General features: G+C 53.1%; 17 protein-coding genes. 6 read left to right on the top strand and 11 right to left on the bottom strand.

The features are described from left to right. Positions 1 to 28: 28 nt before the first annotated feature. From SGBXF1_RS16300 to SGBXF1_RS16285, 4 genes are all read right to left on the bottom strand, one after another. Positions 29 to 1615, bottom strand: a complete 1587-nt coding sequence (locus SGBXF1_RS16300) for a cyclic di-GMP phosphodiesterase (protein ID WP_186427187.1) — start codon at positions 1613 to 1615, stop codon at positions 29 to 31. A gap of 366 nt (positions 1616 to 1981) precedes the next feature. Continuing rightward, positions 1982 to 2557 carry a bifunctional murein DD-endopeptidase/murein LD-carboxypeptidase gene (gene mepS / locus SGBXF1_RS16295; RefSeq protein ID WP_037426774.1) on the bottom strand — a complete coding sequence of 192 codons (576 nt, stop codon included), beginning with the start codon at positions 2555 to 2557 and terminating at the stop codon, positions 1982 to 1984. Positions 2558 to 2966: 409 nt separating this feature from the next. Beyond that, positions 2967 to 3677: a phosphatase PAP2 family protein gene (locus SGBXF1_RS16290; RefSeq protein WP_037426771.1), complete on the bottom strand. Its 711-nt coding sequence runs from the start codon at positions 3675 to 3677 to the stop codon at positions 2967 to 2969. A gap of 51 nt (positions 3678 to 3728) precedes the next feature. Further along, entirely contained in the window at positions 3729 to 4703 is a 975-nt protein-coding gene (locus SGBXF1_RS16285) for a CobW family GTP-binding protein (RefSeq protein ID WP_186427186.1), read from the bottom strand. A gap of 318 nt (positions 4704 to 5021) precedes the next feature. On the opposite strand from SGBXF1_RS16285, the gene SGBXF1_RS16280 reads away from it, so the two are divergent. Further along, positions 5022 to 5330, top strand: coding sequence for a type 1 fimbrial protein (locus SGBXF1_RS16280; protein WP_037426766.1), 309 nt, complete (start codon positions 5022 to 5024; stop codon positions 5328 to 5330). 100 nt (positions 5331 to 5430) lie between these two features. On the opposite strand, the gene SGBXF1_RS16275 is transcribed toward SGBXF1_RS16280, so the two are convergent. After that, entirely contained in the window at positions 5431 to 6912 is a 1482-nt protein-coding gene (locus SGBXF1_RS16275) for a mannitol dehydrogenase family protein (RefSeq protein ID WP_130381436.1), read from the bottom strand. Positions 6913 to 7249: 337 nt separating this feature from the next. Between SGBXF1_RS16275 and uxuA the strand changes: the two genes are divergently transcribed. Further along, complete coding sequence (gene uxuA / locus SGBXF1_RS16270) at positions 7250 to 8440, top strand: mannonate dehydratase (RefSeq protein WP_186427185.1); 1191 nt, start codon at positions 7250 to 7252, stop codon at positions 8438 to 8440. 196 nt (positions 8441 to 8636) lie between these two features. Here the strand turns inward: uxuA and yeiP are convergent, their stop codons facing one another. Both yeiP and mtr read right to left on the bottom strand, forming a co-directional pair. Beyond that, positions 8637 to 9209 carry an elongation factor P-like protein YeiP gene (gene yeiP, locus SGBXF1_RS16265; RefSeq protein WP_037426760.1) on the bottom strand — a complete coding sequence of 191 codons (573 nt, stop codon included), beginning with the start codon at positions 9207 to 9209 and terminating at the stop codon, positions 8637 to 8639. 275 nt (positions 9210 to 9484) lie between these two features. Beyond that, positions 9485 to 10729 carry a tryptophan permease gene (gene mtr / locus SGBXF1_RS16260; RefSeq protein ID WP_037426757.1) on the bottom strand — a complete coding sequence of 415 codons (1245 nt, stop codon included), beginning with the start codon at positions 10727 to 10729 and terminating at the stop codon, positions 9485 to 9487. Between the two features lie 287 nt (positions 10730 to 11016). Between mtr and SGBXF1_RS16255 the strand changes: the two genes are divergently transcribed. Further along, complete coding sequence (locus tag SGBXF1_RS16255; RefSeq protein ID WP_186427184.1) at positions 11017 to 11271, top strand: YkgJ family cysteine cluster protein; 255 nt, start codon at positions 11017 to 11019, stop codon at positions 11269 to 11271. Between the two features lie 6 nt (positions 11272 to 11277). Here SGBXF1_RS16255 and setB read toward each other — a convergent pair whose 3' ends face one another. The 4 genes from setB to SGBXF1_RS16235 all read right to left on the bottom strand — a co-directional run bounded on the left by setB (position 11278) and on the right by SGBXF1_RS16235 (position 17263). Next, on the bottom strand, positions 11278 to 12456 hold the full coding sequence (gene setB / locus SGBXF1_RS16250) for a sugar efflux transporter SetB (RefSeq protein ID WP_130381430.1): 1179 nt from the start codon (positions 12454 to 12456) through the stop codon (positions 11278 to 11280). Positions 12457 to 12929: 473 nt separating this feature from the next. Next, positions 12930 to 15410 carry a trimethylamine-N-oxide reductase TorA gene (gene torA / locus SGBXF1_RS16245; protein WP_186427183.1) on the bottom strand — a complete coding sequence of 827 codons (2481 nt, stop codon included), beginning with the start codon at positions 15408 to 15410 and terminating at the stop codon, positions 12930 to 12932. A 12-nt stretch (positions 15411 to 15422) separates the two neighbouring features. Next, on the bottom strand, positions 15423 to 16583 hold the full coding sequence (locus SGBXF1_RS16240) for a NapC/NirT family cytochrome c (RefSeq protein ID WP_037426900.1): 1161 nt from the start codon (positions 16581 to 16583) through the stop codon (positions 15423 to 15425). A gap of 257 nt (positions 16584 to 16840) precedes the next feature. Next, on the bottom strand, positions 16841 to 17263 hold the full coding sequence (locus SGBXF1_RS16235) for a nucleotide triphosphate diphosphatase NUDT15 (protein WP_037426897.1): 423 nt from the start codon (positions 17261 to 17263) through the stop codon (positions 16841 to 16843). A gap of 247 nt (positions 17264 to 17510) precedes the next feature. Between SGBXF1_RS16235 and fruB the strand changes: the two genes are divergently transcribed. Genes fruB through fruA form a run of 3 tightly spaced genes read left to right on the top strand, consistent with a single transcriptional unit; the run spans position 17511 to position 21285 of the window. Then, on the top strand, positions 17511 to 18644 hold the full coding sequence (fruB, locus tag SGBXF1_RS16230) for a fused PTS fructose transporter subunit IIA/HPr protein (RefSeq protein ID WP_186427182.1): 1134 nt from the start codon (positions 17511 to 17513) through the stop codon (positions 18642 to 18644). Further along, on the top strand, positions 18641 to 19582 hold the full coding sequence (fruK, locus tag SGBXF1_RS16225) for a 1-phosphofructokinase (protein ID WP_037425545.1): 942 nt from the start codon (positions 18641 to 18643) through the stop codon (positions 19580 to 19582). Before fruB ends, fruK begins: the two co-directional genes overlap by 4 nt. Positions 19583 to 19593: 11 nt before the next feature. After that, complete coding sequence (fruA, locus tag SGBXF1_RS16220; RefSeq protein ID WP_130381422.1) at positions 19594 to 21285, top strand: PTS fructose transporter subunit IIBC; 1692 nt, start codon at positions 19594 to 19596, stop codon at positions 21283 to 21285. Positions 21286 to 21688: the final 403 nt, after the last annotated feature.

Raw genomic sequence — 21688 nt, 5'->3', positions numbered from 1 at the left:
ACGCCGCAGGGTAAAGAAATAATGAAGCTCAAGCCTTGAGTGCCTGATAATCAAATACGGTATGGGCATTGCAATACGCCACGAAATTATCGATGCTCAAGGGTTTGCTGTAATAATATCCCTGCATAAAGTTAACGTCATGTTCTTGCAGGAAGTGTAGCTGTTCAGCCGTTTCAACCCCTTCCGCTACGGTTTGCATCTTCAGCTTTTTGGCCAGTGAAATAACTGCATCGAGAACGGGCGCGGTGACTGTATCCCGGCCGATCGAGTTAACGAAGCCGCGATCGATTTTCAAGTAATCCATGCTAAATCGCTCCAGATAAATCAGTGCGCTGTGCCCGGTTCCAAAATCATCGATGGCGATTTCGATACCCTGCTGGTGCAGCCAGTCGAATTCTGTCAGTGCACTGTCTTCTTCCACCATACCGCGCTCGGTAATTTCAAATACCAGCGTAAAATAGTCTCCCGGTAATTGGGCCAGCAGTTCATACACATCATGATGGAACGACGGCGCACTGAGGTGTGAAGGGGAGATGTTCAAACCGAGCTTCGAGCCTTGCGGCAGCGCTATTGCCAACTTAGGAGCGTCTTCGGCAATCAGGCGGAACAGGTGACGTGTAAGCGGTACAATCAGCCCTTCGCTTTCGGCATAGGGGATAAACAGGTCTGGCGGGATGCGTCCTTCGATTGGGTGCTGCCAGCGGATCAGCGCTTCCAGCCCTCCAATGGTACCGGTTTTGGTATGAAATACCGGCTGATACTCGATAAAGAACTCGTTGTGTTTGATGCCGCGCATCAGGGCGCGTTCCGGGCTTTGGCGTAACAACAGCATGTAGTAGCACAGTACGCCGATCATCAAAGACAGGATCAGGCTTCCCAGTAGGGTCAGGCGGATATCGTTGGGCGTCAGTTTTTGGTTATAAAACAAAATAGTCATCGGCGTGCCGGCGATGGAAATACTGTCGGCCTGCTCGTTGGGCAGTTGGTTAATCGGCATCAGGTTAGGACTAAAACTGGTGAGTGCGCGATCGCCGAGAATAATGGCAATACCTGTCGCTCGATCGGCGCTGGGACTGAACATTTGTTGGGGCATTAGCCCTATATCCAGCGTGGCCAGTATACCGGTATCTTCCTGGCCCGGTTGGCGCAACCAAACGGCGACGGCGGGTTTTCCCGGAACTAACGGTGTTCCTTGCTGCAGTTTGAGATCCAGTCGTTGTTGTTGGTTAATTTCTGGATAGATGTTTTTCAGCGCCAGCGTCATGTCGCCAGTAGCGGAAGAACAATAGGCAACGCCGTTTTTTACCAACATAAAAGTACGTACGCCGGAATGGAAAGCTGCCTGATAGGTAATATCCGGCTGGCTGGCTGCGCAGGAGCGTTCGGTTAACGGCAACAATTGCTGCATGATTTCCGTTAACTCATTAAAGGTTTCAAGAGTAAATTTTTGCGTGCGTTGCTCCACCACGCGTTGATATTGCGTACGCTGGTGGCTAATCAAAGAAAGCGTAATAGCCATAAACAGGATAAAGAACACCAGAGCTACAATGCCGCTTTTAGCCAGGCTACGTCGTCTGTGCGAGACATGGCGTGCAAATGCCCTTTTCAAGCCCATAAACCTGCCCCCTGAGCACGGCGTATCAATCTGTTTTTGTTATAGAGTGACTGCGTAATATATCCCAATGGTGGTCTTACAGTCATTATTCATCGCACATCTCGCGAATGACAATCGGCCAATATAGCCCACTAACGCATTACTGGCGTTATCTCCATTTGAGGATAATAGGTGAGTTTTTCATCTGAGGTGTAGTTTCCCGAAAATAATATCGCGAAATAAATAAGGGGAGGGTGGAAGAAAGCCAATCGAACCGATCGCTGATAGCGCAATTATGTCTGGATGTCACGAAAGGCAAAAAAAAACGCTGCCCGAAGGCAGCGTTCTATCGCTCGTTTGGTATTCAGGACAATCAGGTTCGTACCGTCAACTGCGGGTAAGCACTCGGCGGCCTTCACGATAACGTTTATCCCAGTAGTTATCGCTCAGTTTTGAAATCATCACGCCGTTACTGGTAGAGGCATGAACGAATTGATCGTTACCTAAATAGATGCCGACGTGGCGTCCGGTAGAGCCGGCGCGGAACAGCACCAGATCGCCAGGACGCAGTTTAGTACGCAAGATTTTCTTGCCGACGTCTTCCTGTTCATAGGTTGAACGCGGTAAATCCATACCAAACTGTTCACGGAAGGTGCGTTGTACAAACGCTGAGCAATCGATGCCGCGCTTGGTTTCACCACCTAAACGGTAGCGAACGCCTTTCCAGTCTGCATACTGGTCCATAATTTTTGACTTAACGTCAACGTTACGGACCATTGCTTCGAATTCATCCTGAGAGGCTTGCAGTAAAAGACCATCTTTGTCATTAACTGCACGCATCTCAGTTTGTGCGTTATTCAAGTTCGAAGTGTGAGTCGTGCTACACGCGGAGAGCATTACCGCTGCGGCAATTGCAGGTACTACCCGCAAAAAATATCTCAGAAACGGTTGAGATTTGACCATTGTTGTTGTTTTCCCTTGAAGTCCTTAACGACAAAAGTCGCTACCTGAAAAATGCCAAACGGAACGAGACTAATCTGCGGCTGTTTTCTCGACAATCGCTTACCGTTAAAAACGTGCTGGAACGCACATTTTTAATCGATTTGATGCTGAGTTGAGTTAAACCAGGCACAAACGCATCCGAGATTACCGTAACGAATTGGGGATTGCGAGCCTTTTTCAGCCCTTTTTTATATGAATTTGTGATGTAACATAATGTAAATCTTCATATTAAAAACGCTAATTGTTCGTTGTGCTGGTTCTGCGTGAAATCAGGCGGCGAAAGCGTTAACACGATGATGTGCAAATAAGCAGAAAACGGTGAGGAAATCATCAGGAGGCCGACAGACCTCCTGCGAGGTATCACGATTTATTATGGCTGTGACGGACGGTGCTTACCGGGCAGCATATTGTTCAGGCGCTGAATCAATACATCACTGAACGGGGTCATCAGACACCAGCTGGCGCCAACCAACACGACAGACAGTGAGCCGACGGCGATATCTGTAAACCAGTGGGCGCCAATCATCACGCGTGGCAATGAAAATACCACGGTGATCAGCAACGCGACGACAAATGCCCGGCAGTTAAAGTAGCGCAGCATGAAGCATGAAAAAATCATCAACATCATACCGTGGTCGCCAGGGAAGCTGTCACTGGAGGCGTCTTTGGTAGGAATCCCGGTCAGTTCACTGACGCGGTTGATATTCTCGAAGCTGAGCGACGGGCTAGGGTGTTTGACCGGCAGTAAATGCCCAAGCTGGTTCAGCACTACGGCAGTCAGAAGCATAACAACACCGGTGATCAATAAACGGCGACGCCCAGCGGCATTCTGTTGCAGGTAAAAACCCAGATACAGCAAACCCATGGCGAGCAGTGACATCACGTCAAATGCACGGTTATTGGTAATGGCCACCAAATGCAAAAAGCCGGAGTCAGTGGCTAAATGGCGATTGAAAAAGAAGAAGATGGATGAGTCCACAGTAAACCAAAAACCGTGATTAGCCGGCAGGTACCAGGACAGAAACAGCGCAATGCCCAGTAAATTGAAAAAGATGATGAAGGGTAAATTGCGGCGAGTCATGGCATAACCTGTTGTAAGTCTAAAAATAAAAGGGTGCTAACGGTAAAGATCTCAACTTAAACGAATAGTAAACAGCTTGGCTTGTAACGTGTTCCAGTCGGCATTCTCGTTGTGAATCAGTTCAATTCGGCTGTCCAGTGGTGCCACTGGGCGTGTTTCGATACTGAGATCTTGTCCCTGACGGTTGATCAATAATGTGCCTTCAGCAATGCGTACCACAGCTTTGGCACGTTCAACGGGGGCAAGGCGTATCCACTCCATGATGCCAACGGTATCGAATACGGTATCTGCATCAAAGATCCAGCCGCAGCTGGTAAAACCCTGACCTTGGTTGAGCGCTCTGCGCCAGCGTGACGTTTCCGGCAACCGCAATGCGGCCAAGCCCTGCGTTTTGGCATGGCTATGATGATGCTGTGCATCCGGTAATTCTGTGCGATTTGTGCGAGGCTGGTCGAGCAAGGCGACATCTGCCTGGCCCTGTGCGATCTGATAAAGCGGACGTTGTCGGGGATCCTGCGCGGTCCATTGCTGCAGGGCCAGCAGATCTTGTGGTTGATAAGTATCACTTTTGCTTGCCAGAATAATGTCTGCGGCTGCCAGTTGATCGCGGAAGTTTTCATTTTCGCGGTAGCGAGACTCACTGAGTTGGCGTGCATCCAACAGACACAGGGTGGCTTGTAGATCAATCCAGCCGGCATAACTGTCTTGCGTGAGCAATGACAGAATCTGTTTCGGATGACCGAGGCCGGTTGGTTCAATAAGTAGCCGGTCGGGTTTGCTCTGTTGCAGGAGCATGTTGAGTCCAACCTGCATTGGCAGCCCGTTGACACAACACATGCAGCCCCCCGGGATCTCCTTCAACACCGCGCCGCTGTCTGCCAGCAATGCGCCGTCGATACCAATTTCACCGAATTCATTCACCAGCACGGCCCAGCGTTCATCTTCAGGTTTGTTTGCCAGTAAATGACGAATAGTGGTGGTTTTACCACTGCCTAGGAAACCGGTGATCAGGTTAGTTTTGGTCATGTATTATTCCTGATGTTAATAATTTCTGTTGTTCAATAAATAAGTAGCACTGCTTGGCTTGAGCGTATTGGGCTGCCCAGCTTGCGTCATGTCACAAATTTAGCAGGTTACGATGCGATATTTAACTGGCTAAATCCACGATAACTTGTCAGAAAATTCTTAGCGAAAACCATGAATTAGCTATGGATACTGATTGTTAGTAGCTTGTTTTTTCTTTGTTAATTGCCCGATTACCCGCCAAATAATTACCCTGACCTTGCGATTATTCTTAAGAAGATCCTCTATGTTTAAATTGGCTTAACAAAAAATGAGGTTGCCATGAATGTCTTTCGGTTATTTTTGATCGTAGGAATATTGTTTTCATGGACGGCAGCAAGTCATGCAGGAACCACTGGCGGGGTTATTCGTTTTGTCGGCTCTATTGTGGAAAGTCCCTGCGCGGTGAGTGTCACCGATTCAACGGCCAATACGCAATGTTACCGCAATGGGCAGCACTATCAAGATCAGCAGGCCCTGTCAAAATTTGATGCTACACGCAAAGAGCTTCCACTGAATTTAGGCACAACCGAAATGCAGTGGGTGGATCAACAGAAAAAACTTGCAGTAATGACGGTAGTTTATCGTTAAGTCGTTCGGCCATGCCGGATGAACCGTCCGGCATGGTCATTTTCCCCATATGTTGAAAGTATATTCTATCCTCTTACTCACCATCATTAGGGGAGTGATATTACGCCAGCTGTGTCGACACCCAGTTTCTCACCGTTTTCCGTGCGCCATGATCGCGCAGCGACAGATAAGCGCGAGTAACCGTCGCCACAAAACCCTCATTACCAGGCAATTGTTCCCCAAAAATGTTTTTTAGCCCCAACAGCGCTGTTACGCGTTGTTCATCGTCCGGCGTTGCGGCGACCACCTGCTGGAGTGTTACCAACAGCGGATCGCGGATATCGATCGGCTGGCCGGCATCATCCACACCACCGACATAGCGCATCCAGGCTGCCACGCCTAACGCCAGACCTGCGTAGTTGCTGCCATGCTGCAGATGCCAGCGCACGGAGTCCAACATACGTTGCGGTAGTTTTTGCGTGCCATCCATGGCGATTTGCCAGGTACGGTGTTGCAATGCCGGGTTACTGTAACGTTCAATCAACTGTGTCGCGTAGGCAGCCAGATCGATACCGTTGACGCTGAGTGTCGGGGCTTGCTCGGCTAGCATCAGGTGGTGTGCGGCTTGACGATAAGCATCATCGCCCATGCAGTCGTTTATATATTGATAGCCGCCCAGATAACCGAGATAGGCCAAAAAGGAGTGGCTGCCATTGAGCATACGCAGCTTCATTTTCTCGAACGGCAACACGTCGTTCACCAACTGTGCGCCAGCCAGTTCCCACGCCGGGCGCCCCGCGACAAAATTGTCTTCTACCACCCATTGAATAAAGGGCTCACAAGCGATGGCGCATTCATCGCGTACCCCGCCAAGCGCATCAGCCACTTCATCCAGCGTTTCTGGCGTAGCGGCAGGAACAATACGATCGACCATGGTGCTGGGGAAGCTGACATGCTGAGTAATCCAGTCGGCCAGAACGCTGTCGCGCGCCTGCGCTAATCCGACTATTGCATTGCGCAGCACGTGGCCGTTTTCTGGAATATTGTCGCAAGAAAGCAGAGTAAAGGCGGGCAGGCCACGTTCAAGGCGCAGGCGTAACGCCTCCACCAGAATGCCAGGCACCGTTGTTGGCTGCTCGGGATTGGCGAGATCGGTGCGAATTGCGTGATGCTGGAGATCCAGTTGCCCACTGCCCGGTTCAATGCAGTAGCCTTTCTCGGTAATCGTCATTGAGATAATCGCCACTTGAGGCTCCGCCAGTTTTTCCAGCACAGCGCCGATCCCTTCCAGCTTACGGTGAACGCTTTCATGCACAGCGCCGATCACGATGGCCTGATTACCCGCCGCACCTTTCTCCAGCACGCTATACAGATGATCTTGCTGACGTAGCGTCTGAAATAGCTTATCGCCGCCAAACAAACTGATCTCGCAGATCCCCCAATCGCCTCCCTGATGATTCAATACCCGATCGGTCAGCAATGCTTGGTGCGCACGGTGAAAGGCACCAAACCCAATATGCACGATGCGGCTTTGTAATGTGCTGCGTTCGTAGTGCGGTTGCTGGACGGTATCGGGAAGCGGTGAGTTGGCGATAGTCTTCATGCAAAGCTCCAAAGCTGAGTAAAAGATGCTGGCAGGTAACTTTTTAAAAGTTATTAGACCAGTTTTTTTTGCGCTAAGGGGCATGATTTTCACCCTTCTGCACACGGGTTCTCTGTCGTAGTGTAAGGCTGTAAGCACGTCAATAACATTGCTCAGCTCAGAATAAGCCAGATTCGTGAAGTGGATCAACCAATCATGGTTTCGTTTTTGACAGACAGATACGAAGGAGTAAGGTGAAAGATAACCGATATCTATCTCAATTTGGTATAACAAGATTATCAAAACTGTGAGATCTTTACCCCTCCGTAATACTGGGCGATTTTTATAAGGATAAATAATGGAACAAACATGGCGTTGGTATGGGCCGAACGATCCTGTCTCTCTTGATGATGTGCGTCAGGCTGGCGCCACTGGCGTCGTCACTGCATTGCACCATATCCCGAATGGCGAGGTATGGCCGATCGAGGAGATCAAAGCTCGTCAGGCACTGCTGGCAGAGAAGGGGCTAGTGTGGTCAGTGGTAGAAAGTATCCCGGTGCATGAAGAGATCAAAACTCACAGCGGCAATTACCAGCAACATATCGCCCATTATCAACAATCGTTGCGTAACCTCGCGGCTTGCGGCATCGATACCGTTTGCTACAACTTTATGCCGATCCTCGACTGGACACGCACCGATCTGGAATATGTGTTGCCTGACGGCTCGAAAGCACTGCGTTTCGATCAAATCGCCTTCGCGGCTTTTGATCTGCACATCCTGCAACGCACAGGTGCAGAGCAGGATTATACGCCGGAAGAGCAGACGCAGGCCGCCGAGCGCTTTGCGGCCATGAGCACTGCGGAGATTGCCACGTTGACCGGCAATATCATTGCCGGGCTGCCGGGAGCTGAAGAAGGCTATACGCTGGATCAGTTCCGTGCTCGGCTGGCGGAGTACGATGCGATCGACAAGGCGCAACTACGCGAGAATATGGCGGTATTCCTGCGTGCAATCGTTCCGGTGGCGGAGGAGGTGGGTGTACGGTTAGCGGTGCATCCAGACGACCCGCCGCGGCCAATCCTTGGTCTACCGCGCATTGTCTCGACCATTGATGATATGCAATGGTTCAAACAGACGGTAGACAGCCTTTATAACGGTTTTACTATGTGTACCGGTTCTTATGGTGTGCGTGCGGACAATGATTTGGTGCGGATGATTGAGACCTTCGGCGATCGTATCCATTTCACTCACCTGCGTGCCACTTGTCGTGAAGAAAACCCGAAAAGTTTCCATGAAGGCGCGCATCTGCAAGGTGACGTCGACATGGTGGCGGTGATTGAGGCGATTCTCAGTGAAGAACAGAGGCGTTACAAGGCAGGCGATCGACGGCCAATTCCGATGCGTCCCGATCATGGGCACCAGATGCTGGACGATCTGAAGAAAAAAACCAACCCGGGTTACTCGGCGATTGGGCGTTTGAAGGGGCTGGCGGAACTGCGTGGAGTCGAGCTGGCGCTCAAACGCCGTTTCTTCCCTGAATTACCGTAGCGTTAAAATCAACAGGGGCCATAATCGGCCCCTGTGCTTGATGACAAAGTGGTTTATTAATTTGAGATACCCGGGCCTGGCGTGCAGAGGGGCCATTATGGGACACGTCTATGTGGGTCGGCAGCTAAAGCTGCTACGACCCCTTCGGCACGCTATCCCTAATAACAAGCTTTGTCAGCAGGCTGTTGTGTTAGGACTAGTCGGCGCGGCTCATGTAGCGGCGCTCGGCAATATGAATGCGGATTTTGTCACCGGCGCTGAGGTATTCCGGTACCTGAATGGTCAGACCGGTCGCCATAGTGGCCGGCTTGTTGCGGGCACTGGCAGAGGCGCCTTTGATGCCTGGTGCGGTGTCGACAATTTCCATATCCACGGTTTGCGGCAGTTCCAACGCAAGCACTTGGCCGTCCAGCGTCAGCACCTGCATGCCTGGCAGACCGGCTTCAGGAATAAACAGCAGTTCGTCTTCGATCTGGTCTTTCTTGAAGATATAAGGGGTGTAATCCTCGTCATCCATGAAGACGTACTCTTCGCCATCAATATAAGAGAAGTTCACCTTACGACGGGACAGGCTAATGGTATCCAGGATATCGTCGCCCTTGAAACGTTCTTCTACCTTCAGCCCGGTACGGACATCAGAGAAACGCATTTTGTATAAAGTGCTGGCACCGCGTGCGCTTGGGCTTTGTACATCAATGTCTTTTACCAGCAGCAATTTGCCGTTGTAATTGATCGCCATGCCGCGCTTAATTTCGTTAGCCTTTGCCATATAAAATAACCTGCAATGAAGAGTATTTGGGAAGTTGCGACACGTTACTCGCGCCGTGGATTTCAGGCAAGTAGATCAAGCAAAAACAGTGGCGGAAAAGGGGATGGCGGCGCCATCCCCTCAGATTGCTGACAAAGTTCTTTGCGGTTAAAAGTCTTGTTCTGGGGCTAATAAACAAAGGATGATGTCTTCTGATTTACCCCAAACACCCGAAAACCACGTTTTTCGGGTGTTTTTCACCAGCCCAGGGGACGGCGAGCGCCATCCCCTGGGTGTTACTTGAATACCGGCAGCAGACCCAGCAATGCCAACACATGTGCGACGGCATTGACCACCCCGAACAAAATGATGAACAGGATCATGCCGTAACCACCGGGAGCACGATATTGTGCATCGGCAAAGCGGCGGCGGCTAGCGCGTGCCATCATTGCCGGTACGATGACCGCCCAAACGGTGGCTGCCAGTCCGGCGAAGCCGATGGCATACAAGAAGCCATTGGGGAACAACAGCGCGGCAATTGTTGGTGGTGCGAAGGTGACCAACGCGGTTTTAGTGCGTCCTGCCGTGTCATCGCTGAATTTGAAGAAGTCCGCCAGATAATCGAACAGGCCCAGTGACACTCCGAGGAATGAACTGGCCAGTGCCATATAAGAGAAGGCACTCAGAAGCTGGCCGACGGTCTGGCTGCTGGACACATTACCCATTTGCTTCAGCAGACTGCCGATATTGCCGCCTTCGGCAATCACCTGTCGGAAAGCGTCGCGGGCAATGTTGCCCTGAATCACATACTGCCACAGGATATAGATCGCCAGCGCCAGCAGCGTACCGTACACCAGACTGCGTACTACTGCGCTGCTGTCTTTATGATAATACTTCACCAGCCCCGGCACATTGCCGTGATAGCCGAACGAAGTCAGCAGATAAGGCAGCGCCGCTAGGGCGTAAGGCAGATAGCTGGCTTGGTCGTCACCACGGTTGAACAGGACTGCCGGTTGCACATGAGTAAACATGTCGCCCACGGACATCACAAAAGTGATCACCATACCGCCGATCAAGATGGTGCTCAGACGATCTACCGCCCGCGTGGAAAGCCAAACAATAAATGCCACTACGATGGCAAATACCAGCCCGGCAGCAGTTTGCCCGACGCCAATGATACCTTCCAGGGTGTGAGCGATGATTGAACCGCCCGCGGAAATATAGGCGTAGGTCAGGATGTACAGTACAAAGGCAATGGAAATGCCGTTAATGGCGTTCCAACTCTTGCCCAGCAGATCTTTAACGATGGTATTGAAGCTGGCACCGCTTGGGTAATGTAGCGCGGCTTCAAGGATCATCAGGCCGGAAATCAGCATACATGCCCAGGTATAAATCAGCAGCGCGACAGAGCCGCTAAACCACACGCCAGAAGTTACAATAGGGATGGAGAACATGCCGGCGCCGACGGCGGTGCCTGCAATGATCATCGCGCCGCCAAGGACTGAAGGGCGCGAAAGCTTCTGGATGGTGTCCGCAGACATGATTAATTGCTCCTGAATGACCGTATCGGTCTTGAGTTCTTTTGTACTAGCTCAATGGTACGTGAGTGGTTGACGCATGTAAAGCCGTGAGTTCGCTTGTTTCATGCATTAATCTGCGGGAATGGGGCTATTTTTGATGTATTTTTGTTCTGCATGAGCGCCGTCAATTAGCGGCTAAAAAAGTGGGATGTAAAGATTCATAGGCAAACCCGGATTATGCTGGCGGCCAATGAGCGCTACTGATATTGTCGCGCTTCAATTCCGCCAGCCCACCGGGAGACTCGCTGATGGACTGCCGTGCCGACTGTGGCGCCTGTTGTATTGCGCCTTCAATATCCAGCCCGATCCCCGGCATGCCCAACGGCAAGCCCGCGAATACCCGCTGTATTCATCTGAGCGAGCAACTGCGTTGCGGCCTGTTTCATTCGCCATTGCGGCCCAAAGTCTGTGGCAGCTTGCAAGCAAGCCGTGAAATGTGTCACGACCACCGTGACCAGGCGCTAATCTATTTGGTTAAGCTGGAAGCGGATACGGCACCCTAAACCTGTTTACGCGTCTTTAAGCTTCCACAAACACAACACTGCACCGATCACCATCGCCAGCGCGGAATAAAACACCGCGTGGTAGTTCCAGATTTCTGCCACTGCACCGGCAATTGAACCGGCAAAGATCCAACCTACTCGGGTCGTGTTGGTAAATAAGGTGGTAGCTGCTCCGGCCTGTCCGGGCATCAAATCCTGAAAATAGAGCATACCAATCCCAGCCAGCACGCCGATAAAGGCCGCGTTAAGCAGTTGCAGGGCGATCAGTTGCCAGGTACCCGTGATAAACAGGAGGCCGACGTAAAACAGTAGGCCAGCCACCACAGCACATCGCATCAGGAAGCGCTTGCCGAAGCGTTTCGCCACCATACCGGCGACCAGCATGGTGGGTATCTCAAGCCCGGCTGCCGTGCCCATTAATACACCTGCCAGCCTTTCCGGCAGCTGCAGCTCATGCACCATATACAGCGGCATATTGATCAGGTACATGCTGTTGGCGGTCCACATAAAGGTGCAGGCCATAAACAGCAGCAGCGTATCGCGACGGTTTTGTCGTGGGGCCTCCAGCGTAGTGCTGGTGGCTACCGGCGTTTTGCGCATCGAGGGCAGCATTTTCCACACCAACACGCCACACAGAATGAATGCAGCCGCGGCAGCCAGATACATCACCTTAAAACCGAACCCTAATGCCAGCGCAAAGGCGATAGGGGGCCCGATGACCCAAGCCAGGGAAACCTGCGCCCGCAGGATAGAACTGAACATCACGGCTTCGCGACCGGTGCGATCGGCGTGTTCGCGTGCCAGGGCAAACATTTGGGGGTTAGCGGTGGAACCGAAGCTGGTCAGCATTACGCCGACGGCCAGCAACAGATAGTAATTACGATTCCAGGCGAACAGCACACAGCCTAATGCGCCCAACATGCAGCACAGGAAAATCAGCGTTTTACGATCGCCTTTTTGATCCGAACGCCGGGCAAGAAACTGACTGACCAGGATGCCGATGACGGCGCTGCCGGTAAAAAACAACCCGACCATTGAAGGGCGTACCTTCACTTCTGTCGCCAGAAATAGGCTTAGCGTGGGGGTCTGTAGCGCACCGGCAATCCCTGTGAGAAAGGCCACCACTAAAAAAGCCAGTGAAGTGAGATCGGGCGAGCGTCGCGTTACCGCAGTTGAACTAGGCATAGAGGTCAGAAAATAGCCGTGAATGAGGGGGTCGCGCGCATAATACGCCTATACCCGTCATACTTGAAGCTGCATCTGTGTTGGCTGCGCACGCGCGCCCCGGTCACATAGTTATCTATGCTTCCGGGGACTTACGGGCTTGCCGCCTTGATGCAACTCCAATTATTTAGGGTATATTCCTGTCATACTTGAAGCTGCATCTGTGTTGGCTGCGCACGCGCGCCCCGGTCACATAGTTATCTATGCTTCCGGGGACTTACGGGCTTGCCGCCTTGATGCAACTCCAATTATTTAGGGTATATTCCTGCCATACTTGAAGCTGCATCTGTGTTGGCTGCGCACGCGCGCCCCGGTCACATAGTTATCTATGCTTCCGGGGACTTACGGGTTTGTCGCCTTGATGCAACTCCAAATATTTAGGGTATATGCCTGCCATACTTGAAGCTGCATCTGTGTTGACCAGGGATTTGCCGTTACGCGCCGGCTGGCACGTCGTGCGCGGTGTTTTTCAGCACCTCGCCCTGATATTTCTCTATCTGCAATTGTGCCATTTGCCCACAGTTCCCCTGCGCCAGGCTGGAGGAACCGACGTCGAAGGTCAGGCAGTTGACGTTGCCGTTCTTACACAGAGACCCCGGCTGTGACGGATCCGCCGGATCGAACCAGGCCCCTTCGCTGATACGCACCACACCAGGGCGTACGTCTTCACTCACCACCGCACCTACAAGGATCTGGCCGCGATCGTTAAAGGCGCGCACCAGATCACCGTTAGCGATGCCGCGGGACTGGGCGTCCTGCGGGTGGATCACAATCGCTTCCCGGTCTGCTATCGCATATTTTTTACGCAGTGGCGTATTGTCGAGCTGTGAGTGCAGGCGGTTTATCGGGTGTGCGGTGTTCAGCGACAGTGGATATTTAACCGCCTCCGGTCCGCGATACCATTCATGCGGCGGCATCCAGGTTGGAATACCTGGGCAATCCTGGTATTTCATTTTGGCAATGGCGTCGGAGTAAATTTCGATTTTACCGGACGGCGTACCCAACGGATTGAGCAACGGGTTTTCGCGATAGTCAGCGAAACGTACCCACTGTGTATTGGCCTCAGGTACCGGGAAGCGTACATAGTTATTAGATTCCCAGAACATGTCGAACGGTGGCAGGGCCACCCGGGCGGCGCGCGCCTGAGTCTTCATGTCGTCGTACATGCCTTTCAACCACTGGGTTTCATCTTTGCCTTCCGTAAAGGCATCTTGCACACCCAGCTTGGCTGCCATGGCCGCGAAGATATCGAAATCGCTGCGCGACTCATGCTGCGGCGGTACGCATTGGTGCATCGGGAACACATAGAGTTGCGAGTAGTCGCCGCCCATTTCCAGATCGTTACGCTCATAGCTGGTGGTGGCCGGCAGCACGATATCGGCGTGTTTGGCGGTGGCAGTCCAGTAGGGTTCGTTCACCACGATGGTGTCCGGCCGTTGCCAGGCCTTGACCAGATTATTGGTGTCCTGATGCTGGTGGAAGGTATTCCCGCCAGCCACATACACCATTTTCACCTCGGGGTAGGTGACTTGTGCACCGTTGAAGTTAATCGTCTTACCAGGGTTGGTCAGACATTCGGCGATGCGCGCCACCGGGATAGGTGCCGGTGAGTTCTTCGGTGCATTACCGGCAGAAATACCGGAAATGATGCCGCCTTTCGCTGTCGGGCTACCGCCGGAAGAGTAATGGTAACTGAAACCAAAGCCGCCGCCCGGCAAACCGATTTGGCCGAGCATCGCCGCCACGGTAACCAAAAGCCAGTGCTGTTGTTCACCATGATGCTGGCGTTGAATACCCCAACCGCCCATGATCATCGTGCGATTTTTTGCCATGTCGCGAGCCAGTTGGCGCAATACGTCGGCATCGACGCCGCACACATCGGCGGCCCACTCGGCGGTTTTTGGCGTGCCATCGGTTTCGCCCAGCAAATAAGCCTGGAATTTGTCGAAGCCGGCAGTGTAGGTTTTCAGGAAGTCCGGGTTATGCAGGTTCTCGGTCAGCAGCGTGTGAGCGATGCCGATCAGCATAGCGCCGTCTGTATAAGGGCGAGGGGCGATCCACTGTGCATCGACAAATTTGGCGCTGTCGTTGTGTACGGGATCAATACTGATCACGCGGGTGCCTTTTTTCTTCAGCGCCTCAAAGCCCGTCTGCCCGTAGTGGTCTGGCACGTTCCAACTGTTTTTCAGCGTGATCATTGGGTTACAACCCCACAGAACCACCAGTTGGCTGTTTTCAATCACGTTAGGCCAGGCAGTCTGCTGTTCGTAAACCTCCATAGACCCTACCACGTGTGACATGATCACCTGGGCTGCACCGGTGGAGTAGTCGCCGGCATAACCGAGGAAACCACCGGTCAGGTTCATCAGACGTTGCAGCAGCGTGCGGCTGTTATGCAGCATACCGACGCTCTTCCAGCCATAAGACCCGGCATAGATTGATTGTGGGCCGTGGTCTTTCTGTAGACGGGTAATTTCACCGCACACCAGTTCAATGGCTTTGTCCCAACTGACGCGTACCCATTCGTCGCGACCGCGCAATTCGGTATGGCTACCAGGGCCGCCTTCCAACCAGCTTTTGCGCACCATCGGGTATTTGATACGGTTTTCAGCATGGACTTGATAAGGCGCCATGGTGATCAGTTCGTTCGGATAAGGATCGTCTTTGACCGGCTGCACACCGACCATTTTGCCGTCCTGCACTATGGCTTCAAAAGCGCCCCAGTGTGCCCCTGTCAGAATGCCTTTTTGTGCCTGGCGCAGTACCACAAACTGTGGCAGCGCCTGGCTGATAGCCTGTGCTAATGCGGACTTGGGCCACAAGCCTGCCAGCAAAGGTGCTGCGGCCAGCGCAGTGGCACCGGTCAGGAAGCGGCGGCGGCTCATTTTTAACGCTTGTTGTTGATATTTGCTCATTTCGCTTCTCCCTTAAAGCTTGGCTGGTGCGGCTGGTTGCATGTCACTGGCGTGTTTCTGCACATATTGTGTCAGAACGCGCAGTTGTTCCTGCGTCAGCGAGGTGCGTGGAGCCATACCTTTAATTACGCCGATCCACTGGTTGGCGTTGAAGCGATCGAGAGCGGTCAGGCCGTGGCAACCGGTACAGTTGGCAGACATCATATCCGCTGTGTAGCGCCAGATTTTTTGCTGATCGTCGATCAGTTGTTTACGCGGTAGCCATACCTGGAGAGAAACTTGATGCCACACCAGGCCCGTTTCGCTATCAGTCATGGTGGTGCCTGTTTTTAACAGTTTGCGTGCGTCTTCACCCAGCAGCACGCTGAGAATACGCTTGCCCTGTGCGGCGTAGAACACTTCGTTGACGCCGTCTTGCTGCCAGCCGGTGACATTGGCCAGCACTTTGTCGCCTTCCTGTTTCACCACCTGAACTTCGGTGGATGGCATCAGGTTACCGGCGTTGTGGCTGTCATCAGGCTTCAGGAAGAAGGGCTCAGTGGCAATGGTGTACAGCGTGGTCGCGGTTGGTGAGGTTTCGGCGGCAGCTTTTGCCAGTTCGGCGGCGCCGGCCTGGGCTGCGCCACTCATATCCGGCAGGATATGTGCCACGCCTTTATGACAATCGATACAGGTTTCACCTTGCTTGATGGCCACCGGATGCTGAATGCGTGCTTCAGGCCGCTGAGCGGTGATGTCCATGGCGTCAAAGCTGTGGCACGAGCGGCAGGTGGCGGAGTCGCTTTCTTTGAGCGTTTTCCATACCGACTGGGCCATGGCCAGTTTATGTGCCTCGTATTTTTCCGGTGTATTAATGGTACCGACCATCTCGCCATAAATGTCTTTTACTGCGCGGATTTTGGTCCACAGGTAGTCGAGCGGCTCATGCGGAACGTGGCAGTCGGCGCATTCTGCACGGATGCCCTTGGTATTCTGGAAGTGGACGCTACCCTGATATTCAGCCAGCGGCTGTTGCATGGTGTGACAGGAAACGCAGAAGGCCGTGTCGCTGGTTTTGTGGAATACCGTCGCGGTGCCCGCTAATAGTGCTGCCCCGAGGATAATTCCGAGCAGTAAAATCCACAGCCATCCCCAGCGGTGCTTTTTTATCAAGCCAGTGAGTTTATTGGTCATATTGAACCCGCTTATAATTATGAAATACCAAGGAAAACCTTGCCAAAAAAGTGCCGGCCGAGCGCCGACATACTTGGAGAAGTATAGGTACTATTAGCAAAGACATCTAATACTATAGGGTTATTTTTAGAGGAAAAACGGCCATTCGAGGGATTTTACAGCGTTATATTCTAAGTTATATAACGCATTTTTTATGTGGTTTTATCAGTCCATGAGAAAGATCACGGACAGAGGAGAAAAACTCTGAATGAAAACGACTAGGTCGTCGGTAGGTAGGCCTCGCCCGTGAGCCACAGATGAATAGCATTGCGGCTGGCTTCAAAATGCGGCTCCGGTAATGCATTCGGAGAACACCAACGCCATTCGGCACATTTCTCCGGCTCTTTGAGTTCGGGCGTGCCGCCGGGATGCTGTGTCAGCAAGCACACGGATACCGTATGTTTTCCTTCGGCACGCCAGGTTTGCAGGTTATTGCTGATACCGATAAAGCGAGGTGGGGCGATCATCAGTCCGGTTTCTTCGGCAATCTCACGCTGTGCGCACTGTTCAAAGGTTTCACCGGCATCCAGATGCCCGCCGGGAATAGACCAGAAAGGAGCATGCTGGCCGCAGCGTTTTCCCAGCAGTATTTCCCCTTGTGCGTTTACGATGATCACACCGACTCCTGCAACTACAGACATGTATTTCTCCGTCAGCAAAGTTTCAGCACAGTATGTCATTTTAGCGCTGCGACAGGTAACCCTTCGGGAAAAGTGTGCGTAATGTCAAAAATCTATCACATCAAAATGGAGAAAACTTGCTTTCATCCAAAGCTACTTACACACTCCTTGAAACGTTTCAGCGTTATTGTCACGATGATTCGGTGTCGATAACGCTCCTTTTTCCCAATGAAGCTGAAACGATTCAATTCAGCAGGAGAGGAGAATCATGTTCCAGTTGTCACAGCAAGATATTCACCTGGGCGCAGCCGCCGGCAGCAAGCAGGAAGCCATCCAGCACGTGGCTTCAGCACTGACTGAGGCGGGGTGCGTCAGCGCCGCCTATGTGGACGGTATGTTGCAGCGCGAGCTGCAAACCTCCACTTACCTGGGTAACGGCATTGCCATCCCGCATGGCACCACTGATACCCGCGATCTGGTTCTGAACACCGGCGTGCAGGTATTTCAGTTTCCACAGGGCATTGAATGGGGCGAAGGCCAAACTGCCTTTGTGGTGATCGGTATTGCTGCCCGTTCTGATGAGCACCTGGCGCTGTTACGCCAACTGACGCATGTCCTGAGCGACGATAGCGTAGCCGAACAACTGGCCAAAACCACGTCAGCGGAAGAGCTGCGCAGTTTGCTGATGGGCGAAAAGCTGACAGCAGAGTTCAGGTTTGACGCATCTTTGATTGCGCTTGATGTGGCCGCCGACAGCCTGATGACGTTGCAGGCGCTGAATGCGGGTCGCCTACAGAAAATCGGTGCGGTTAACGCTCAGTTCGTCAGCGACGTCATTACCCGCAAACCGTTGAATTTGGGGCAAGGCATTTGGTTGAGCGACAGCACCGAAGGCAATCTGACCAGCGCAGCGACCCTCAGCCGACCGGCGCATGCATTTGACGAGGATGGTGAAAAAGTGGCGCTGCTACTGACGCTGTCCGTAGCAGATCAGCAGCCCTTGGCCGTACTGAACTACCTGAGCGATCTGCTGTTGGCAAACAAAGCTGAACGCTTGCTGAACGCTGATGCTGTCACCGTGCTGGCCTTGTTGACCAGTGAGGTAGAAGAAGAAAGCACCACGCTGAGTGCCGAGTATGTGATCCGTAACGAACACGGTTTACATGCACGTCCGGGCACCGCGCTGGTTAACGTGATCAAGCAATTTGGCAGTGAAATTACCGTCACAAATCTGGATGGCAGTGGCAAACCGGCCAACGGACGCAGCCTGATGAAGGTTGTGGCGTTGGGTGTGAAAAAAGGACATCACCTGCGCTTTACCGCCAAGGGTGAAGATGCTGAAGCGGCGTTGAAGGCGATCGGAGAAGCGATTAACGAAGGACTGGGCGAGGGCGCAGCATGAGCAGAAGAGTAGCAACAATTACCCTGAATCCGGCTTACGATCTGGTGGGTTTCTGCCCAGAGATTGAGCGCGGTGAAGTTAACTTGGTCAAAACAGCAGGTCTTCACGCCGCAGGGAAGGGGATCAATGTTGCCAAGGTGCTGAAGGACCTGGGTATTGATGTAACCGTGGGCGGTTTCCTGGGGAAAGATAATCAGGACGGTTTCCAATTGCTGTTCAGCGATTTGGGCATTGCCAATCGCTTTCAGGTGGTACCGGGGCGCACTCGTATTAACGTCAAACTGACGGAAAAAGACGGTGAAGTGACGGATTTCAACTTCTCTGGTTTTGAAGTGACAGGGCAGGATTGGGAACGTTTCGTGACCGACTCCCTGAGCTGGCTGGGCCAGTTTGACATGGTGGCGGTGAGTGGCAGTTTGCCTGCCGGTGTTGATCCCGACGCCTTTACCGACTGGATGATCCGCCTGCGCGCGCAGTGCCCATGCATTATTTTCGATAGCAGCCGTGAAGCCCTGGTTGCTGGATTGAAAGCGGCACCCTGGTTGGTGAAACCGAACCGTCGTGAACTGGAAATCTGGGCTGGTCGACCTTTGCCGCAATTGGCCGATGTGGTTGAGGCCGCACATGCATTGCGCGATCAAGGTATTGCCCACGTAGTGATTTCTCTCGGTGCTGAAGGTGCGCTGTGGGTTAACGCGTCTGGTGCCTGGATTGCCAAGCCACCCGCTTGCGAAGTGGTCAGCACCGTGGGGGCTGGCGACTCGATGGTTGGCGGCCTGATCTACGGCCTGCTGATGCGTGAGTCCAGTGAACATACTTTGCGCTTGGCCACCGCTGTAGCTGCGCTGGCAGTCAGCCAGAGCAACGTTGGCGTGACCGATCGTCCACAGTTGGCCGCAATGATGGCGCGTGTCGATCTGAAACCTTTTAATCAATAGCTGGAGGCAGAATGAAAACACTGCTGATGATAGACAGTTCGCTGGGACAGGCGCGTGGTCACCTGGCGAAACGTATGCTCGGTGCGGCGGCGGCGAAAACCGGTCTGACACTGGTTGAGTCGCTGGCCGAGGCTGAGCTGGTGGTGGTGGCAGGGCAAACTGCGCCTGCTGATACCGCACTGAACGGCAAACAGGTTTATGTGGGTGATGTTGAACACGCAGTGCGTGAGCCGGAAGCTTTTCTGGCGCAGGCTATCGCTGAAGCGAAAGCCTATCAGGCCCCTGTCACAGCGCCAGTTGAGCCCGTAAAAGGGGCTGGACCAAAACGTATCGTGGCGATTACCGCGTGTCCAACCGGGGTAGCCCACACGTTTATGGCCGCTGAAGCCATTGAGAGTGAAGCTAAAAAACGTGGTTGGTGGGTAAAGGTGGAAACCCGCGGCTCAGTGGGTGCCGGTAATGCCATTACACCAGAAGAAGTCGCTGCGGCCGATCTGGTCATTGTAGCGGCAGACATCGAGGTGGATCTGGATAAGTTTGCCGGTAAGCCGATGTACCGTACTTCTACCGGCCTGGCACTGAAGAAAACTGCACAGGAACTGGACAAGGCATTCACTGAAGCCGAGGTTTTCCAGCCGCAGAAAAGTGGTGCGCCAGCTTCCGCGGGCAAGAAAAAAGAGAGCGCCGGGCCATATCGTCACCTGTTGACCGGTGTGTCCTACATGTTGCCAATGGTGGTCGCTGGTGGCTTGTGTATCGCGCTGTCTTTTGTATTCGGTATCAAGGCGTTCGAAGTCAAAGGCACGCTGGCGGCGGCGTTGATGCAGATTGGTGGCGGTTCAGCCTTTGCGTTGATGGTGCCGGTACTGGCTGGTTTTATCGCGTTCTCTATTGCTGACCGTCCGGGCCTGACGCCGGGGTTGATTGGCGGTATGTTGGCGGTGAGCACGGGTGCCGGTTTCCTCGGTGGTATTATTGCCGGTTTCCTGGCGGGCTATGTTGCCAAATTTATCAGTACCAAACTGCGTCTGCCGCAGAGTATGGAAGCGCTGAAGCCGATATTGATCATTCCGCTGGTTGCCAGCCTGATCGTCGGTTTGATTATGATTTTCGTCGTCGGTACGCCAGTCGCGAAAATCATGGAAGGCCTTACCCATTGGTTGCAGTCGTTGGGTACCGCTAACGCGGTGCTGCTGGGCGCGATCCTCGGTGCCATGATGTGTACCGATATGGGCGGCCCGGTCAACAAAGCGGCCTACGCGTTCGGTGTGGCACTGCTGAGTTCTTCAGTGTATGCCCCAATGGCGGCGATTATGGCTGCCGGTATGGTGCCACCGCTGGCGATGGGGTTGGCGACATTGCTGGCACGTCGTAAGTTTGAGAAGTCCGAACAGGAAGGCGGGAAAGCGGCGTTGGTGCTGGGCCTGTGCTTTATCTCTGAAGGCGCAATTCCGTTTGCCGCCCGTGACCCGATGCGCGTTCTGCCTTGCTGTATCGCTGGTGGTGCACTGACTGGGGCATTGTCCATGGCGTTCGGTGCCAAGTTGATGGCGCCACACGGTGGTCTGTTTGTGCTGTTGATTCCTGGGGCTATCACACCGGTACTGTTGTATCTGGTGGCGATTATTGCCGGTACGCTGTTGGCGGGGGTGTCTTACGCGGTGCTGAAACGTGCCGACGTCCCGGCGGCTACTGTCGCTTAACATTGCCAATAGAAAGCCGAAGCTGGCTCAATGTTATTCGGCTAAGCCTGACAGACTCTTCTGTTTGTCTCTGTTAGTTGCGTGTAAAGGGAATTGCCACAAACGTAGGGCAATTATCTGTAAGAACAATGTCCGGCAATTGGAGGGGCCGAAGGCGCGGCCCCTCCACCCCCGCCTTCGCTTAACACCCTCTGTCTGCTACGCAGATGCCCTCGCGGCGTCATCGTTGTCGGGCGGGTCGTCTACGACAAACGTCCCTGTTTGTCTCGCCTCAACTGGCCTTCCCTGGCCAGTTGCCCCTGACAACGCCTCCTTGCTCAGCAGAGGGTGATGCGCACTCAAGGTCAACACCCGAATCTGCCGCCACCAGGCAACCTATCCAGTGTGTTTGACGTTACGGACT

Source organism: Serratia grimesii (genome assembly GCF_900186025.1).
In the GTDB taxonomy this organism is placed as follows: domain Bacteria; phylum Pseudomonadota; class Gammaproteobacteria; order Enterobacterales; family Enterobacteriaceae; genus Serratia; species Serratia grimesii.
The sequence above is the reverse complement of the archived record's forward strand: the minus strand, read 5'-3'. Positions and strand labels throughout refer to the sequence as shown.

Excerpts from the sequence above, each read along its gene's own strand:
- SGBXF1_RS16300 (WP_186427187.1), bottom strand. The coding sequence starts at position 1,615 with ATGGGCTTGAAAAGGGCATTTGCACGCCATGTCTCGCACAGACGACGT.
- mepS (WP_037426774.1), bottom strand. The coding sequence starts at position 2,557 with ATGGTCAAATCTCAACCGTTTCTGAGATATTTTTTGCGGGTAGTACCT.
- SGBXF1_RS16290 (WP_037426771.1), bottom strand. The coding sequence starts at position 3,677 with ATGACTCGCCGCAATTTACCCTTCATCATCTTTTTCAATTTACTGGGC.
- SGBXF1_RS16285 (WP_186427186.1), bottom strand. The coding sequence starts at position 4,703 with ATGACCAAAACTAACCTGATCACCGGTTTCCTAGGCAGTGGTAAAACC.
- SGBXF1_RS16280 (WP_037426766.1), top strand. The coding sequence starts at position 5,022 with ATGAATGTCTTTCGGTTATTTTTGATCGTAGGAATATTGTTTTCATGG.
- SGBXF1_RS16275 (WP_130381436.1), bottom strand. The coding sequence starts at position 6,912 with ATGAAGACTATCGCCAACTCACCGCTTCCCGATACCGTCCAGCAACCG.
- uxuA (WP_186427185.1), top strand. The coding sequence starts at position 7,250 with ATGGAACAAACATGGCGTTGGTATGGGCCGAACGATCCTGTCTCTCTT.
- yeiP (WP_037426760.1), bottom strand. The coding sequence starts at position 9,209 with ATGGCAAAGGCTAACGAAATTAAGCGCGGCATGGCGATCAATTACAAC.
- mtr (WP_037426757.1), bottom strand. The coding sequence starts at position 10,729 with ATGTCTGCGGACACCATCCAGAAGCTTTCGCGCCCTTCAGTCCTTGGC.
- SGBXF1_RS16255 (WP_186427184.1), top strand. The coding sequence starts at position 11,017 with ATGGACTGCCGTGCCGACTGTGGCGCCTGTTGTATTGCGCCTTCAATA.
- setB (WP_130381430.1), bottom strand. The coding sequence starts at position 12,456 with ATGCCTAGTTCAACTGCGGTAACGCGACGCTCGCCCGATCTCACTTCA.
- torA (WP_186427183.1), bottom strand. The coding sequence starts at position 15,410 with ATGAGCAAATATCAACAACAAGCGTTAAAAATGAGCCGCCGCCGCTTC.
- SGBXF1_RS16240 (WP_037426900.1), bottom strand. The coding sequence starts at position 16,583 with ATGACCAATAAACTCACTGGCTTGATAAAAAAGCACCGCTGGGGATGG.
- SGBXF1_RS16235 (WP_037426897.1), bottom strand. The coding sequence starts at position 17,263 with ATGTCTGTAGTTGCAGGAGTCGGTGTGATCATCGTAAACGCACAAGGG.
- fruB (WP_186427182.1), top strand. The coding sequence starts at position 17,511 with ATGTTCCAGTTGTCACAGCAAGATATTCACCTGGGCGCAGCCGCCGGC.
- fruK (WP_037425545.1), top strand. The coding sequence starts at position 18,641 with ATGAGCAGAAGAGTAGCAACAATTACCCTGAATCCGGCTTACGATCTG.
- fruA (WP_130381422.1), top strand. The coding sequence starts at position 19,594 with ATGAAAACACTGCTGATGATAGACAGTTCGCTGGGACAGGCGCGTGGT.